We start from the raw sequence: 16,724 nt of genomic DNA, 5'->3' as shown, positions 1-16,724 counted from the left end.
ATCTCAGTGCAAGAATGGAGAAATAGTCACTTTCGTCTTAATTCAGTAACAAAATATTGAATAACATTTTGTTTAAGACATCTCCACGAGCACATCAAAATGAAAAAAAATAAAACAGTCACCACTGAAGATATTCTTCTTAAGCTATGCCAATCAGTCTCAAGCGTACTTACATCAGCAACGGCTTCTCAGGTGTCCTATTCAGCCATGGTTCAAAAGATCAATAAGACAAGCCTAAAGCCAGATTTTGGCTGCTTCGTTCTATTTGACGGAGGCTTTTCTGGTCTTGTTGTTATCAATTTTACGTCGAAAGCCGCATTAGAGATCTACACCAATTACATGCGTAACATGGGCATGCCGGAAAATGAACTGGCTGTGCTGCATACATCTGATGAAGTGGGTGACGTACTAGGTGAATTAATGAACCAGCTAGTTGGTGACTTCACTAATAAGATCCGCAAAGAGCTGCAAACTAACATCACTCAAAACCAACCGAAGATGCTGGCACTGAACAAGCAAGTAAACCTTTCTGTTGATACTAACCTTGATCGCCCACAGGCTCGTCGTGTGACCTTCTCAACTGAAAACAATAATATCTTCTACCTTGAGTTGGCTATGGACAAAACAGAGTTCATCCAACTAGAAGAATTTGAGATTGCAGAAGACGAGTGTCCAGACAGCATTCTTGAAGCAACTCAGAAAAAGATGCAGGAAGGTAATAAGCCAACACAAAGCTCAGGCAATGATTCAGCAGCCGATCTGCTTGATGAACTGGGTATCTAGTTTGCGAATGCTCTAGTCATTACCAAAAACCCTGTCACTAACGCCATCTATCTTCTTGATGGCGTTTTTGTTTATACTCCAAAGTCCGTTTTGCTTAATTAATTGTTACGAACCCAACTCGCCCACTGAGTGAGTTTTGCTTTCTGTTACCCGCCAAAACATGTAAAATGTCGGACTTTTCAAAATTTGCGGTAATGATTAAGTAGTCGATGGATAAGAAAAAAGCCCTAAAGAAAATAGCTAAGTGTCTTGAGCTTGGTAATTCTGCTAACGTCAATGAAGCTGCCAATGCAATCAAAATGGCGCATAACTTGATGCTGAAATATGGTCTCGAAAAAGACGATATTGAATTTATCAAGATGGGCAAGACTCAATCCACGCACCTGTTACCCGCAAATATCAGCTCAACACTGCTGCGTGTTATTCGTGGTATCAACACTAAATTTGGCGTAGAAGCTGTACTGCTGAACCATAAAGGTCTCAAGCGTGTAGAGTTCATCGGTGAAGCCGATCGTGCCATCTTTGCAGCCTTTGCTTTCGATATCATCTATCGTGAACTGAATGAACATACTGGCCAATTCCGCAACAGCTTTGCGGGGTCTGGTACGGGTACATTAGAAGTAACCCGTCGCGTGAATTCCTTTGTATCAGGTTGGGTTGAAGGTGCGCTTGAAAAACTACCGACGATCACACCAGACGACGAGTCGAACAACAAAATCAATAACTACATCGATAAAGAGTTCAAAAATATCGACCGCGAAACCTTCAAACAACAACTTAAAGAGGCGATGAAAAATCTCACCGCTGATTACGAAGTTGGCTTGAAGAAAGGCCGTAAATTGTCTGTTAATCGACCAGTTGCCGGGGCACAGGCACCTAAAAAGATATCTAAATCATAGAGCCGCTTTACATTGCTTCAGCGTATTGATAAAAACCATCAATAGGACCTACAGGACTATATGTTTGTCATTCGTAATCCATACGTTTGACAGAAGTACATGATGGAGAAAATACGTTGAAAAAAATCACACTAGCCCTAGCGCTTACTGTCGCACTTTCGGGTTGTCAGGCAACTCAACGCCAAAACGCTACTACTGGCGAATCTGAGACTAACTCTGCAACTCAAGGCGCTCTAATTGGTGCAATCGCTGGTGCCGTTGCTGGTGCTGCTACCGGTGACTCTAAAGACCGAGGTAAACGTGCTCTTATTGGTGCTGCCGGCGGTGCTGCTGTTGGCGGTGGTATTGGTTACTACTTTGACCGACAAGAAGCGGCACTTCGTGAAGAACTGATGAACTCAGGTGTTCAGGTAGAACGTGTTGGCGAAAACCAACTTCTACTTCGCCTTGAAAACGGCATTGGTTTCGATTCTGGTTCTTACGCGCTTGAATCAAGCATTCACAACACACTTCGTGGTGTTGCGCGTATCCTAGTTGAATACCCAGACACGAGCCTAGTAATCGAAGGTCACACTGACAGCACTGGCAGCGAGTCGACGAACCAAATCCTTTCTGAACGCCGTGCTGAATCTGTTCGTGCATTCTTGATCTCTCAAGACGTAGCGGCAGGCCGTGCCATTGCTCGTGGTAACGGCGAACGTTACCCACTATGCGACAACAACACGTCTCAAGGCCGTGCTTGTAACCGCCGTGTAGAGATTCAAATCTTGCCACTTAAGTAGCACGATTAAAGCCCAATCTCCTTTATCTATTGAAATAACCGCTATATAGTTGCTTGTCTGTGGTATGGCTGATTCAAAGCTGTACGACTTTACTATTCACTACATAGCGTCTTGATACTGATATCGGCACTGGGCTTTTTACGAGACTTATCTTTTGCTTATCCTATCCAACTTTCTAACATCATCGCCCCTGAGAACACTGCTTCTAGCCCTTGTTTTATTGCTTTCCTCCCTCGCCCTCGCGGCAGATAACAGTGAAGAACGTAACGCAGCAGATCCATCACCTAAAGACTCGGCATCACAATATCAATTAGCACAAGCGTATGAATTAGGGATAGGCGTCTCTAAAAACATCGATGACGCATTCTATTGGTATTCGCAATCCGCGGAAAACGGCAATGCAGATGCACAGTTCAGATTGGCTGAGCTTTACTTGGCCGGAACGGGTGGTGAGCCCGATAACAAATTAGCCTTGGAATGGTTTATCAAAACCGCATTGCAAGGGAACAAGCAAGCGACACTAGAAATCGCCAAGCTCTACGAATCTTCCCCAGAACACGAGCTACTCAGCCCACTAGACGCCGCACAACTTTGGTATGAAGCAGCGTTGCCAAACAACCCAGACGCGGAAGATGGCTACAACCGTGTTCTTGAAGCACAGTTCAACCAACAACGTGCAAAACAGATCTCTTCAATCGAACAGCTCGACGAGGGTATCGGCTCTGAAATAGACAACAGTCAGGGAGCATCTCAGCAAATACAATCTAACCAAGTGCAATCTAACCTCTCCAGCTCTAGCCTAACTGGCTCTGACTATATGATTGGTGCTGCTTTAGCGTTACTGATTGTTATCGTGAGTATCAGCGCGACTCTGGTGATCTCGCGAAAAAGAGAGATTCTAAAATCGAGTGACTTGGGAACGCAGAAGCAGGCACTCGAAGCGCAACTGAGCGAGAAGAACCGCGCCATTAAGCAGCAAAAACGTCAATTGCAGACCATGTTCAACGAATTGAAGAAACAAAAAGGCCAAAAAAGTTCGAACAATTTACAGTTAGCCTGTGCACTATTTGGCTACACGCCAAGCTCTATTCCTAATCAGAAAAGTATTAAGGTGAGATATAAACAACTATCAAAGATTTACCACCCTGATGGTCAAGGGTGTGACGAAGAAATGAAACGTTTGAACAGTGCGCTAAAAACGATCTTACAAAGTGTTACAAAATCGTAAACAACTACACACCTTTATCTTTCCATCTCACAGAGATATCGATTTTATTAGTGTTGCAATCGATCACCTTCTCAAAAACGAGTAACAAACTATTAACTAATAGGTCTCTGTTGTGTCATAATTTGCGCCGAAAATACACCTGACTTAAACAGGTGAGGAGAGAATATGTTCACAATAGAAGGCGTTTGTGATTGGTGCAAAAAGCCAAGCCTAGTAAAGAAGCACGACTACCTAGATGGTAAGTGCCATCATGCATGTAAAGATTGCAATGATATCGCGACCATGGATGTTCGCCAGTTCAATATTGGTGAGATGGAAATGAGAGCAAAACTCTCCCAAGCAACACTGAGATAAGCTACACCATTGAAATATAAGAAAGCGCCTTAGGCGCTTTTTTTGTGCCCAGCGTTTATCTTCTTATCTTCTTATCTTCTTATCTTCTATACAGGTATATACAGTGGTTTTTACAGAAAACTACTGTATACACCTGTATAAAGCTCACACTTTTTTCCATTTCTGAGAAAAACAACAAAATCATTCAAATTTAATTTATCAATTAATTTCATGGACTTATAAGCACAAACTTCATTTCACTATAAGAAATCGTCCAATAATCCCGCAAAAAGCGCTTGATCTTATAAGCAACAAAAACTACTGTATACACATACAGCATGTATATAAGGACAGCAAAATGATTCAAGCACACGTTAAAGCACAACACTCTAGCCCGCTAATTCACGGCGCATTTGCATCAGCTTCTCGCTCAGCTCATCATTCAACTGATGAAGCGTTATTTGCAAAAATGGCGTTACTGTCCAATCAACATCAATGGCTACTATTTACGGCTCAAACGCCAAGACCATCCGCTAAGCAGCTGCAGAAGCATAACGTATGCTGCGACCGCGTTATTCACATGAAAGCTTCTCACCAAATGACCGAAGCTGAAACAGTAGAGAAAGCGATCCGCTCTAAGAATGCGAGTGCGATCGTTGCTAGCGCGTCAATTGATCAATTTAGCCAACAATACTTAAGAACATTAGGTATGCGTTTCCAGTGTGAGGTTTTCTTCATGGATGCCAACTCAGAGCGCATTCACTAAGCAACATAGCGCTACTAGATAGCTCAGTAATATAGTCCAAATATACTGCCTTCCCCTGCCCTACATTTCGCCTTAAATTTGGTGGATAGTTAGGCAGGGGTTTTTATTTGATTAGTTGATTTAGCAAACGTTTGCTTTTTCTCTGGAAGCAAACGTTAGATTGGGTATAATGCCCGTCTAATCATGTGCACATTGCACTTCTCTGTATGACGTTTGATAAAAGATAGGAATGTCTAAATGAGCCTCGCTGATCAAGTTCTTGCCGTAAATGATGACCTCCCAATCCGCACTGATAAACCTGTCCACAGTGGCAAGGTTCGTTCGGTTTACTGGTTAACTGAAGAAGATAGCCAACGACTAATTAAAGAGAAAGGCTACGACGTAGCACCTGATGCTCCGTTAGCTATCATGGTAATCAGTGACCGTATCTCTGCATTTGATTGTATCTGGCGTGGTGAAGGCAACCTGAAAGGTGTTCCTGGTAAAGGCGCTGCGCTTAATGCTATCTCTAACCATTGGTTCAAGCTTTTTAAAGACAACGGTCTTGCTGACAGCCATATTCTTGATATCCCTCACCCATTCGTATGGATTGTACAAAAAGCGCGCCCAGTAATGATTGAAGCGATTTGTCGTCAATACATCACAGGCTCTATGTGGCGTGCATACGCAAATGGTGAGCGTGAATTCTGTGGTATCGAAATGCCAGAAGGTCTAGAAAAAGATAAGAAACTACCAGAGCTTCTAATCACTCCTTCGACTAAAGGTATTTTGAAAGGCATTCCTGGTGTACCAGAAGCGGACGATGTAAACATCACACGTCAGAACATCCAAGATAACTTTGCAGCGTTTAACTTCTCTCAAGAGAGCGATATCGCGCACTACGAGAAGCTATTGAAAGAAGGCTTTAACGTCATCAGTGACGCGTTAGAGAAAGTAGACCAAACCTTCGTTGATACCAAGTTTGAGTTTGGTTACGTGAACGATGCACAAGGCAAAGAGAAGCTTATCTACATGGACGAAGTGGGCACACCTGACTCATCTCGTATCTGGGATACAGAGCAATACAACAATGGCAACATCGTTGAAAACTCAAAAGAAGGTTTCCGTCAGTTCCTACTTAACTACTTCCCTGATGCCGATATTCTCCTTAATAAAGAGCGTATGCCAGAGCGTGAAGCGCTAGCGCGTGACAATGAATTGCCATTGGATGCACTGATGTCTCTTTCTCGCACTTACCTTGATATCGCAGCAAAGATTACTGGCGCTGAGATTGTACTGAGCGAAAACCCTAAACAAGAGATCATCGACGTATTGCGTGCTGACTACGGGCTAATCGATTAATCATCTTGTTGATTTAAACACCGTTACGATACAAAAAGGGCCTCAATATTGAGGCCCTTTTTACATGTACGTTTTCAGTCTTGTTTGAGCATCGCTGGCACTGCTCCAACGTTTACAGTCGGATAGTAAACTCTTCTCCAGTATTCCCTGCAATCACTAAATGACTACGCGATTCGATGTACTCAATCTGCTCTTCTTCAAGAGAATATGGCATCACCACTTTGAGTTCATTGATGCCTTCTAATTTGGCAAGCTTAAGCAAAGTCACAATATTTGATTCATCGCTTTTACGTGTAGACATCGATTTCAATGCCATTTGCCATAAGCGATCTTCTGGGCTTGCTAGCTCTTTGATGCTGTCTCGCCAAACGGTGCTGAACACTGGAGCAATGGTGGTGAGTGCCTCCAGAAAAGTCCATTTTTTACTGCATGAGGCGCCAAGAAAAGTTGTGTAATCAAACTCTACACGCGTCTCTTTCTGATTATCCATGATGTCCCCCGACACTTTGGCAACACAATATACTCAATATCTATCAACTTTTTCGTTATAGCAATAGGATATAGAACAATAGTCTTTTATGACCTTTTGATTGGTTAAAAAGGCATATAAAAATCAAACTTGTAACATAATGCGCACCGAAAAATAATATATGCGCCTATTTGATTAATATTTTGGAGATAAAACTTATCTATCTATTTTATATCAATAATTCGACTCGCCTTTTTGTACTGAATACGCCAGCCAGACCAAGTTGGTAGCTCCCATCGTTTCGGCGGTGCTTTTCTACTACCCGACTGATAATGAACGTAAATCAACTTTCTTCCCACAAGGTACTCAACCTCCAAGTTCAAGTCAGCAAGAGTGAGTGAGAACGGGTACTTTTCAGCGAACTCTGCATATAACCAACTAGGGATACCGTCAAAAGGAATGTCCGATGCGTCAAACATTTCGAGTTCACTGACATCGGTAACTCCTAGCACTTCAAGCTGCTCAATAAACCACGATTCAAAACTCAGTTGCTCGATATCGGAGGTAAACTTGGTTTGCTCATCCAGTCCAAGTTTCACGTACAACTGCCAGTGCTTTATCTCTTGAGTGCGAACCTTGGCAAAATCAGGAAGCTGAGTACCACTTACCACCAGAGCCACGATAGGTTTTAAGGACAACTGACCTTCTGCAGCAACCAGTTTGGTTGTAATTGTACGACCTGCGTACACCAAATCCATCTCGGTAAATACACCCTCATCATTGACCACGGTTTCGCCCTGCTGCCATTCGCCGAGCTCTGCCTCAACCACCAGTTCAAGTGCAATTGGTGCTGTGGTCGTTGCGAGAGTCAGTGTCTGCTTAACCCCTCGCCCAGGAAGGCTGTGGGTATCCAACACCAACATAGCCTGCGCGTTATCAGGAAAACGATGCTGACGACCAAGTACTACCTCTAGTGACCCGTTAGCAAACGCCTCTCTTCTTTTTAAACGGCGCACAAACACCAACTCAGGATGCAGCTTAATGATGGTTTCAAGTAGCGCTGTTCGTTGATAACGAGAGGCAACTTCCAGCAGAGGAAGCTCAAACACTTCACGCATTTGCTCGGCAAGCCCTTGTGCTTCCGCCAAAGCTTGTTGGTCGATTTCAAGATGCGGATAATCGCGACCACGCACAATCTGAATCAACAAGGTTAAATCACAGCCCTCTTTTTCTTGCTGGGCGAGCGCTTCCAAGTGTTCAGCATTATTAGGTAGCTGATATAACCGAGCAGGCACAGACAATGCGGCCGTGAGATCGACCATCGCCTCTTTCAGTGCTTTGGTTTTAATTCGGGTAACAATGTCGGCATACAAAGCATCAATCGGTAGTGGGTAAAGCTTTTTGCCGTGATCGGTAATTTGATGGTCGTGGTCAATCGCTTCCATCGTCAGCAAAGTTTGTGTTGCGCTGTGTAGTGATTTTTCTGGAATGGGATCGAGGAAAGACAAACTCTCCAAAGTGAAGCCACTGCATGCCGCTGCCAACATCGGCTCAGTCAGCTCTTCACGCTGCAATTCAGGTGGTGTAACTAATTCTAATGCCGCATGCTCACCATACAAACGAACACAAACACCGTCCATAATCCTACCCGCACGCCCGGCACGTTGCTTGGCACTCGCGCGTGATATGGATTTCAGCATCAAAGTGGTTCTGCCATTACGTTGAACCGTTCTTCTTTCCAATCCAGAATCGATCACCACACCAATATCGGGAATGGTAAGTGAGGTTTCAGCCACGTTGGTTGCGAGAATGACCTTTCGCAAGCCTCTACCATCGTTTCTATTGCCACTTTCGTTACCCGTGTTGCGACCAGATAACGCGAGGTCTCGCTCCTTGTCACTCACCGAGGCATGCAATCTAACAACTTGCAGATCCTGATGTTTTGCCAATGCTTGCTCACACTGCACAATCTCTTTCTTGCCCGGAAGGAAAACCAAGATATCGCCGTGCGATGCAATAAGTTGATGATTCACTTCTTCAGCGACGCGTTGCTCTAGATGTCGACTATCTGGCAAAGCCCTAGATTCATTTGCTCTGTGCTCGATATCAACCTGATAAGTTCGTCCCTCACAACTGATCCTGTTCGCTTGTAGATAACCAGCGAGGCGCTCCCCTTCGATGGTTGCCGATGTGATGACCAAACGGTGACTCGCCTTCTGCTTGAGGATCGCCACCAGCAAGTCGATGTCCCAACGCCTTTCGTGAAATTCATCCACCACAATCACATCAAAGCCTACCAACCCATCTTCCGCTAACCAACGTAAGGCAATACCGGGCGTAACAAACACTACATCAGTCTGCTCATTGTATTGTGCTTCAAGCTTGATGGCGTAACCCACTTTGCTGCCCAGCTTCTCACCTGATTCTTTCGCTAGAAACTTAGCTAACGATGTACAAGCGACTCTTCTTGGTTCTACCACTAGCACACGCCCATGTTGAGATGCCCAAATTGGCAGGCGCGTTGATTTACCCGAACCGGTTTCAGCTTCTACAACAAGGTGAGAATCGGCGATCTGTTGATGGAAAGCACTTTGATAGCTATCGATGGGAAGTTGAGACATAAAAAGAGAGAGCCGCGAAAAAATGTGAGCAAAGTATAACGAATTATGACGTTAGAATTCGATAACTGTGGGATAGGAGAAAGAATATCATTTTGTTTGCCAAGATCGGGGAGAAACTATTTACAATTGAATAACTAAACCGTTATCATTTTTCAGTTACCCTTTCTCCCATATTAGGCATCCAATGAACAACGATAAACGCCCTTTATATATCCCTTATGCTGGTCCTGCTCTACTAAGTACACCCCTTCTAAACAAAGGCAGCGCATTCACTGCTGAAGAGCGTAGCTCTTTTAACCTTGAAGGTTTGTTACCGGAAACAACGGAAACAATCCAAGAGCAAGTTGGACGTGCATATAAACAATATTGTAACTTCGAAAGTGATATGGATAAGCATATCTACCTTCGTAACATCCAAGACACTAATGAAACGCTTTTTTATCGTTTAGTTCAAAACCACATCTCTGAAATGATGCCTATCATTTACACGCCAACGGTTGGCGCAGCATGTGAGAACTTCTCAAATATCTACCGTCGTGGTCGTGGTCTGTTTATCTCTTACCCGAACCGCGATCGTATCGATGATCTACTGAATAATGCGACAAACCACAATGTTAAAGTTATCGTGGTTACGGACGGTGAGCGCATTCTTGGTTTGGGAGACCAAGGTATCGGTGGCATGGGTATTCCAATCGGTAAACTAGCACTGTACACAGCGTGTGGCGGCATCAGCCCAGCTTACATGCTACCAATCGTGCTAGATGTTGGTACAAATAACCCTCAACGTCTTGCTGACCCAATGTACATGGGCTGGCGTCACCCTCGTATCACAGGTGCTGACTACGATGCATTCGTTGAAGAGTTCATCCAAGCCGTTCAACGTCGTTGGCCTGATGCGCTAGTTCAGTTCGAAGATTTCGCACAGAAGAACGCAATGCCTCTACTTGAGCGCTATAAAGATCGCATCTGTTGTTTCAACGATGATATCCAAGGTACAGCAGCGGTAACTGTGGGTTCTTTACTTGCAGCATGTAAAGCAGCAAACAGCAAACTTTCAGACCAACGTATCACCTTCTTGGGTGCAGGCTCTGCAGGTTGTGGTATCGCAGAAGCGATCATCGCTCAAATGGTGTCTGAAGGTATCAGCGACGAGCAAGCGCGCTCTCAAGTATACATGGTTGACCGTTGGGGCTTACTACAGGAAGGCATGCAGAACCTGCTTGATTTCCAACAGCGCCTAGTTCAAACCAACGCGAACACTAAAGACTGGGAAAGCGATGGTACTGGTTTCTCTCTACTAGACGTTGTTCGTCACGCAAAACCAACAGTATTGGTTGGTGTATCTGGTGCACCAGGTCTATTCAGCAAAGAAGTCATCAAAGAGATGAACCTTCACTGCGAACGCCCTATCGTGTTCCCACTATCGAACCCAACAAGCCGTGTTGAAGCAACACCAAACGACATCATTCGTTGGACAGATGGTAAAGCACTAGTCGCAACAGGTAGCCCATTTGAGCCAGTGGTTCACAACGGCACAACTTACCCAATCGCTCAGTGTAACAACAGCTACATCTTCCCAGGTATTGGCCTTGGTGTGTTAGCTGTAAACGCTTCACGTATCACTGACGAAATGCTAATGGAATCGAGCCGTGCACTTGCGACGTGTTCTCCACTAGCAATCAATGGTTCTGGTGCTCTACTTCCACCACTGGAAGAGATCCACACTGTATCTAAAAAGATTGCTTTTGCCGTTGGTAAGAAAGCAATTGAACAAGGTGTTGCACTAGAAATCACTGAAGAAGCACTACAACAAGCGATTGACCAGCACTTCTGGCAGCCAGTTTACCGTCGCTACAAGCGTACTGCATTCTAATAGAGCGTACTTGTTCTCAAATACCACTCTTACAAGAGCCCCTGCCATTGCAGGGGCTTTTTTCTTTACATTGTCTTGTCTTTTTAACTGATTTTTCTCATTTTTATTTGGTATTATCGAGCACTCAAAAAAATAATGCTCAGTCAAAGGACTATGCCGAGAGTGAAATTCGATTCTCACATTTGCCGTAACTACTTATTAAAAGCATACAAAAAACTGCAAGGTTTTCTGTATGGCGCTTTCATTGTGTTCTTGATAGGCAGCGCTACAGTTATTGCGATCGATTATTGGGTTTCGTGGCAAGCCGAAGACCGCATCATCTATGACATCGATGAGGTACCAGAAGTAGAGGTTGCCGTCGTGCTGGGTACCAGCAAATACTTGGGTAGAACGCTCAACGACTATTACAAACATCGTATTGAAGCGGCAATAGAACTGTTCGACCGTGAAAAAGTAGACCAATTTTTATTAAGTGGCGACAACGCTCACCGCTCTTACAATGAGCCGTGGACAATGAAGCGCGACTTGTTAAAAGCTGGCGTTCCTGATGAGCGTATCAACCTCGACTACGCGGGCTTTAGAACCTTAGACTCGATTGTTCGTGCGAAGAAGATCTTCGATACCGACAACTTCCTGATCATCACTCAAAAATTCCACTGTGAACGAGCGCTATTCATCGCCAACTCATATGACATTCACGCGCAATGTTTGGCGGTTTCCGGGCCGACTCACCACTCTGGAACATCAATACGTTTACGTGAAGTGTTTGCTCGTACCAAAGCCTTCCTAGACCTATATATTATGGGTACAACCCCGAAATTCCTTGGCCCGAAAGAGCCGATTCAGCCCAGCCCAAAACAAGAAATATCACCAATTCCAAGCCCTATTTCTGCCCCTTCAGAGACCGATGTGTAGAAATCTACACATTTTGAATTTGTTGCCTCACATTTCCCTACTGTTACACAAAAACACACCAACGCCCCTTTATTAACTTAAGTAACATTCCCTCAACAAAGCCCAACCCTACATGAAGTCAATATTCCTCGAAAAACAATAAGCACAGCTCTATGAAGCAAGTGCATCCATAAACGAGGATAAACAAAAGGAGCGCCTTATGACGGCACTTGTTACTACACTGAAACACTGGTTGTTTACACGCAACAGCATGATATTAATTGGTAATTTCACGCTATTCGCACTCTTGCTCAACACTCTTCCTTTCGAATCACAAGTCAATACTGGTTTGAGTATTCTCGTGTTCGTTGCGGTTCTATGGTTAACCGAAGCTATTCATGTCAGCATCACTGCTCTGCTTGTTCCACTCTTGGCTGTCCTGTTTGGTGTCTTCAACACACCCGCGGCATTGGCGAACTTCTCCAACCCAATCATCTTCCTATTTATGGGTGGTTTTGCTCTTGCTGCCGCGCTAAACAAGCAAGAACTTGATAAAGCGATTGCTGACAAAGTTCTGTTGATTGCAAAAGGTAGAATGTCGGTCGCGGTCTTCATGTTATTCGGCGTGAGTGCTGGTTTGTCGATGTGGATTTCTAACACAGCAACAACCGCAATGATGCTTCCTCTGGTTCTTGGCATCATGAACAAAGTAGACCAAAGCGAAGACCGTAATACTTACGTGTTCGTGCTACTAGGTATCGCTTACTGTGCGTCTATCGGTGGTATCGCAACCCTAGTAGGTAGCCCACCGAACGCTATCGCTGCAGCAGAAGTTGGCCTTAGCTTCACAGAGTGGATGGCACTTGGCCTACCAATCTCGATGATTCTATTGCCAATCGCAATGTTGATTCTTTACGTGATGACCAAGCCAAAACTTAACCATAAGTTCGAGCTAGACCACGCGCCAGTAGAATGGACAAACAGCAAGAAAATCACACTGTCTATCTTCCTACTCACCGTGACTCTGTGGATTTTCGGTAAACCAATCAACGCAATGATCGGCGGCTTCTCTAAGTTCGATAGCTTAGTTGCAATTGGTGCAATCGTACTGCTGGGCGCTTCTAGAGCGGTAGAATGGAAAGATGTTGAAAAGACAACCGACTGGGGTGTATTGATTCTATTCGGTGGTGGTATCTGTCTAAGTAACATCCTTAAAGCGACTGGCACCAGTGTATTCCTAGCGCACTCACTAAGTGGCTTCTTAGAGACAGCAGGTGTGCTACTAACGATTCTAGCGGTAGTCGCGTTCGTGGTATTCCTAACAGAATTTGCGAGTAACACAGCAAGTGCAGCATTGTTAGTACCAGTATTCGCCACCATTGCTGAAGCATTAGGTATGTCGCCAGTTATCCTGTCTGCATTAATCGCTGTCGCTGCATCTTGTGCCTTCATGTTACCTGTTGCAACACCACCAAACGCGATTGTATTTGGCTCTGGTCATATCAAGCAGAAAGAGATGATGCGAATTGGTATGGTTCTAAACCTAGTTTGTATCCTAGTGCTAACACTGTTCGCTTGGATCTTCTGGTAATAAACACTGATAAGAGATCTGCATAAGCAAGTGCTCTGACGAAACTGGCTGCAGTTCCCCCGCTCAGCCAGTATAAAAATGCCCACTCAATGTGAAGCCATCATTTACTTGAGGTTATCACTAAGCGGGCATTTAAAAAGAATAATAAAACGATTTCCCTTTTTGGTGGCTCCTCGCCACCTTTTTTGTTTGGGTATTTACATCCCTATCAGGTATTCATTCCCGTTCTAAAAGTCATTTATCACGCCACACTTGGTACAACACGCGTCCAGCCGATAAGCAACATAGAGGCGCACAGCACCCACACCACTGTTGCCAGCGACAGAGTCGACACTAAGCTGTAGCGATAGCTAAACACATACACAGCCCCTAAATAAGCCGCGTATGGCACCAGAGAAAACAGGCCAAACAGTGCGGTAGTACGCAGCTCTACCATGGTTTGCTCTGTGCCGACAATATAATGAGCAATCAAGGCAAAAGTGGGAAACAAAGGTACAAGCCCTGATATGTAAAAACTCTTACTTTTCGACAACAGTGCAATCAACAAAACCGCTGCAGCACCAAGCAAACATTTAAAGAACAGTGAGATCATTTCAATACGTTATCCAAACAAACCAACAAAAACTCTAGAGAGTAAACTCATACAACGCCCACAAAAAACGCCACACGTCACATATGCACGTGTGGCTTATAAAATAATCAAAATAATTTGCAGATTAGTGGCTCAAGATCACCTGATTGCGTCCTGAGTGTTTAGCTTGATAGAGCGCCTCGTCAGCGCGAGCAATCGTCTCTGTCACCCTCTCTTGCTTCATTTCAGCAACACCAATACTGCAGGTCAGTGGGTCACCATGAACCCAAAGGTGTTGGCTAACTAAGAGGAGAATTTTCTCAGCTTTTCTTTGTGCTTCGCCAAGATCAGTCTCAGGGCAAAAAACAATGAACTCTTCACCACCCCATCTCACCAATTTATCTGTCGGGCTGATTGCACTACCGACCACCATACTAAATTCTCTTAGAATATGGTCACCCATTTGATGGCCGTATTTGTCGTTCACACTCTTGAAGTAATCAATATCAAGATAGAGCATGCTTAATTTACCGTGCCCTTGTTTGACATGTTGTGACTGCATCTTCAGCCAATCACGAATCGCATGCCTGTTAAGGATTCCGGTCAATTCATCACGATGCGCCATTTCCGAGAACTCAAAGTTTTGCTCTCTTAATGCTCGGTTAACGTTCTTAAGATGATGATGTCTTTTCTCGGCAATCACCATACGTTTGCGCGAGCTGTGTAACTCTGAAATTAAGAATACGGTGCCAGTACCAACCCAAACAAACAGCAAGATTAAGAACAAGCTCTCGCCGGTGATGTAAGAGCCCTCAAATTCGATACTACGAATAACAATGCGATGATGCCCAAGTTTTGCGCCTGATGCCGTCGCGAACTCCACCATATTTACGTTGGAATACTCGGGAGCAGAGTGCTCTAGCGCGATGTCATTATCTGCAAGCCACCATGTCATCACTTGCAGGTTTTTAATCGGTATTTCAATCACGCCGCCATCGACACCTGGCGAAAACTCCATGCCATTGTACTTATGCGTGTACTCATTATCCGGAACCGAATAAGCAGGGTTGTAATTGCGTAGGTAGGTTCGTAAACGGCCGCTAGAGTCCGCTTCCGCGTGGTAATCGATGTTGACTCTAAAAGTGTGATACTGGGAAAGGTCGAGGCCAACCGTGATATCTGGGTCAATACGAATCGACAAGCCACAATAAGGCCAAGGGTACTCAGACTCTTTCAGCTCACAATCAAGAATGTACTGCCCATTAGCGAAGGATAATTGAGACGTACTCACGCCTCTATCGACCTGATCACTGGTTGCAATAAACTCATATTTGTCTGGTGTAATTGCCGTTATCACGCGATTTCCGCTAACACGGTAGTACTGCACTATGGCAAGCGTCGCGATAACTAAAAAGATGACTATCTTATGGATCCACTTCACATCTAAGCTTCCGGCATATATCCCTATCTTTGGGATTTCACGATATAAAATAAGTGACGTAAATTAGTGATCTTAATACCAAAAATTTACTAGAAAACGTTATATCACGCCTGAACAAAATGTCATACTATATTTTTATGCTTATATTTCATGCTAATTATTTACGCCGAGAATCAAGTATTATTGCGTATAAAAACAGGCGCCATTTGTTATACTCATCGCATAATCATCGCTAACCGTACTGCCTGCTCACAGCGCAAACGAGTCGGCGAAATAACAATCAAAATACAACGAGTAATGTCATGTCTTTATTAGCGAAAGGAACACTCAAGAAGATGAGTGCTTCCCTTGACGGCGCGGTAACCTACCGTTTGCCTGTAGGCGAAGAGTTTGTAGAACTAACCCCTCTGATTGGTAAAACCATCAACCTCACCCACACTGGCAATATTTTTTGCTGCTCTTGTGGCAAGAAAACCAAGAAGAGTTACTCTCAAGGCCACTGCTTTGTGTGTATGAAAAAGCTAGCAAGTTGCGACATGTGCATCATGAAGCCAGAGACTTGCCACTACGACGAAGGCACCTGTCGTGAGCCTGAATGGGGCGAAGCAAACTGCATGGTTGATCACTTCGTTTACCTATCGAACACATCAAGTCTAAAAGTAGGTATCACTCGTCACACTCAGATCCCTACTCGCTGGATTGACCAAGGCGCAACACAAGGCCTACCGATCCTTAAAGTAAAAACTCGCCAAATCTCTGGCCTGATCGAAGTTGAATTGGCAAAACACATTGCCGATAAAACCAACTGGCGCACGCTGCTGAAAGGCGATGGCGACGACATGGAACTGGTAGAGAAAGCAAAAGAGCTGCTTCCACTGGTTGAAGATAAGATCCAAGAGATCAAAGCAAAATTCGGTGACGATGCTATCGAAGTGTTGAGTGAGAACATCACTTCACTGAGCTACCCAGTAGAACAGCACCCAGTGAAGATTGTTTCTCATAACTTTGATAAGAACCCTGAGGTATCTGGTGTGCTGCAAGGCATTAAAGGCCAATACCTAATCCTAGATACGGGCGTGATTAACATCCGTAAATTTGGTTCTTACGAAGTTGAGGTATCTGCTTAACCAGC

General features: G+C 44.4%; 15 protein-coding genes. 11 read left to right on the top strand and 4 right to left on the bottom strand.

Features of this window, described 5'->3' with window-relative positions; translation table 11 throughout:
- The first annotated feature begins 99 nt into the window (after positions 1-99).
- The 7 genes from F0232_RS04630 to F0232_RS04600 all read left to right on the top strand — a co-directional run bounded on the left by F0232_RS04630 (position 100) and on the right by F0232_RS04600 (position 6,132).
- Positions 100-783 (top strand): DUF3334 family protein, encoded by a 684-nt coding sequence (locus tag F0232_RS04630; protein WP_008223007.1) that lies wholly within the window; start codon positions 100-102, stop codon positions 781-783.
- A 209-nt stretch (positions 784-992) separates the two neighbouring features.
- Positions 993-1,682, top strand: coding sequence for a DUF2786 domain-containing protein (locus tag F0232_RS04625; protein ID WP_061032746.1), 690 nt, complete (start codon positions 993-995; stop codon positions 1,680-1,682).
- 116 nt (positions 1,683-1,798) lie between these two features.
- The gene (locus F0232_RS04620; RefSeq protein WP_105057307.1) at positions 1,799-2,464 is read left to right on the top strand and encodes an OmpA family protein; all 666 of its coding nucleotides are present in this window, start codon (positions 1,799-1,801) and stop codon (positions 2,462-2,464) included.
- Positions 2,465-2,618: 154 nt separating this feature from the next.
- Complete coding sequence (locus F0232_RS04615; RefSeq protein WP_105057308.1) at positions 2,619-3,692, top strand: J domain-containing protein; 1,074 nt, start codon at positions 2,619-2,621, stop codon at positions 3,690-3,692.
- Positions 3,693-3,857: 165 nt separating this feature from the next.
- Positions 3,858-4,046: a hypothetical protein gene (locus F0232_RS04610; protein WP_004738475.1), complete on the top strand. Its 189-nt coding sequence runs from the start codon at positions 3,858-3,860 to the stop codon at positions 4,044-4,046.
- A 337-nt stretch (positions 4,047-4,383) separates the two neighbouring features.
- Complete coding sequence (locus F0232_RS04605) at positions 4,384-4,791, top strand: SulA-like leucine-rich domain-containing protein (protein ID WP_061032749.1); 408 nt, start codon at positions 4,384-4,386, stop codon at positions 4,789-4,791.
- Positions 4,792-5,028: 237 nt separating this feature from the next.
- Complete coding sequence (locus F0232_RS04600) at positions 5,029-6,132, top strand: phosphoribosylaminoimidazolesuccinocarboxamide synthase (protein WP_004738479.1); 1,104 nt, start codon at positions 5,029-5,031, stop codon at positions 6,130-6,132.
- Positions 6,133-6,244: 112 nt separating this feature from the next.
- On the opposite strand, the gene F0232_RS04595 is transcribed toward F0232_RS04600, so the two are convergent.
- On the bottom strand, positions 6,245-6,622 hold the full coding sequence (locus F0232_RS04595; RefSeq protein ID WP_004738481.1) for a hypothetical protein: 378 nt from the start codon (positions 6,620-6,622) through the stop codon (positions 6,245-6,247).
- 203 nt (positions 6,623-6,825) lie between these two features.
- Positions 6,826-9,222, bottom strand: a complete 2,397-nt coding sequence (locus tag F0232_RS04590; protein WP_171750712.1) for a helicase-related protein — start codon at positions 9,220-9,222, stop codon at positions 6,826-6,828.
- A gap of 184 nt (positions 9,223-9,406) precedes the next feature.
- On the opposite strand from F0232_RS04590, the gene F0232_RS04585 reads away from it, so the two are divergent.
- The 3 genes from F0232_RS04585 (at position 9,407) to F0232_RS04575 (ending at position 13,580) form a co-directional block, all read left to right on the top strand.
- Complete coding sequence (locus F0232_RS04585) at positions 9,407-11,095, top strand: NAD-dependent malic enzyme (protein ID WP_061032752.1); 1,689 nt, start codon at positions 9,407-9,409, stop codon at positions 11,093-11,095.
- A gap of 162 nt (positions 11,096-11,257) precedes the next feature.
- Positions 11,258-12,010 (top strand): vancomycin high temperature exclusion protein, encoded by a 753-nt coding sequence (locus F0232_RS04580; protein ID WP_032498702.1) that lies wholly within the window; start codon positions 11,258-11,260, stop codon positions 12,008-12,010.
- A 199-nt stretch (positions 12,011-12,209) separates the two neighbouring features.
- On the top strand, positions 12,210-13,580 hold the full coding sequence (locus F0232_RS04575) for a DASS family sodium-coupled anion symporter (protein WP_008222995.1): 1,371 nt from the start codon (positions 12,210-12,212) through the stop codon (positions 13,578-13,580).
- A 241-nt stretch (positions 13,581-13,821) separates the two neighbouring features.
- Here the strand turns inward: F0232_RS04575 and F0232_RS04570 are convergent, their stop codons facing one another.
- Both F0232_RS04570 and F0232_RS04565 read right to left on the bottom strand, forming a co-directional pair.
- Positions 13,822-14,172 (bottom strand): GlpM family protein, encoded by a 351-nt coding sequence (locus tag F0232_RS04570; protein ID WP_105057310.1) that lies wholly within the window; start codon positions 14,170-14,172, stop codon positions 13,822-13,824.
- A 124-nt stretch (positions 14,173-14,296) separates the two neighbouring features.
- Positions 14,297-15,592 (bottom strand): GGDEF domain-containing protein, encoded by a 1,296-nt coding sequence (locus tag F0232_RS04565; RefSeq protein ID WP_061032754.1) that lies wholly within the window; start codon positions 15,590-15,592, stop codon positions 14,297-14,299.
- Positions 15,593-15,894: 302 nt separating this feature from the next.
- Between F0232_RS04565 and F0232_RS04560 the strand changes: the two genes are divergently transcribed.
- Positions 15,895-16,719 (top strand): DUF2797 domain-containing protein, encoded by an 825-nt coding sequence (locus F0232_RS04560; protein ID WP_105057311.1) that lies wholly within the window; start codon positions 15,895-15,897, stop codon positions 16,717-16,719.
- Positions 16,720-16,724 lie beyond the last annotated feature (5 nt).

Origin of the sequence: Vibrio sp. T3Y01, assembly GCF_013114525.1 — a bacterium.
Taxonomy (GTDB): Bacteria; Pseudomonadota; Gammaproteobacteria; order Enterobacterales; family Vibrionaceae; genus Vibrio; species Vibrio chagasii_B.
Note: the sequence above shows the minus strand (reverse complement) of the source record. Positions and strands in the feature narration are given on the sequence as shown.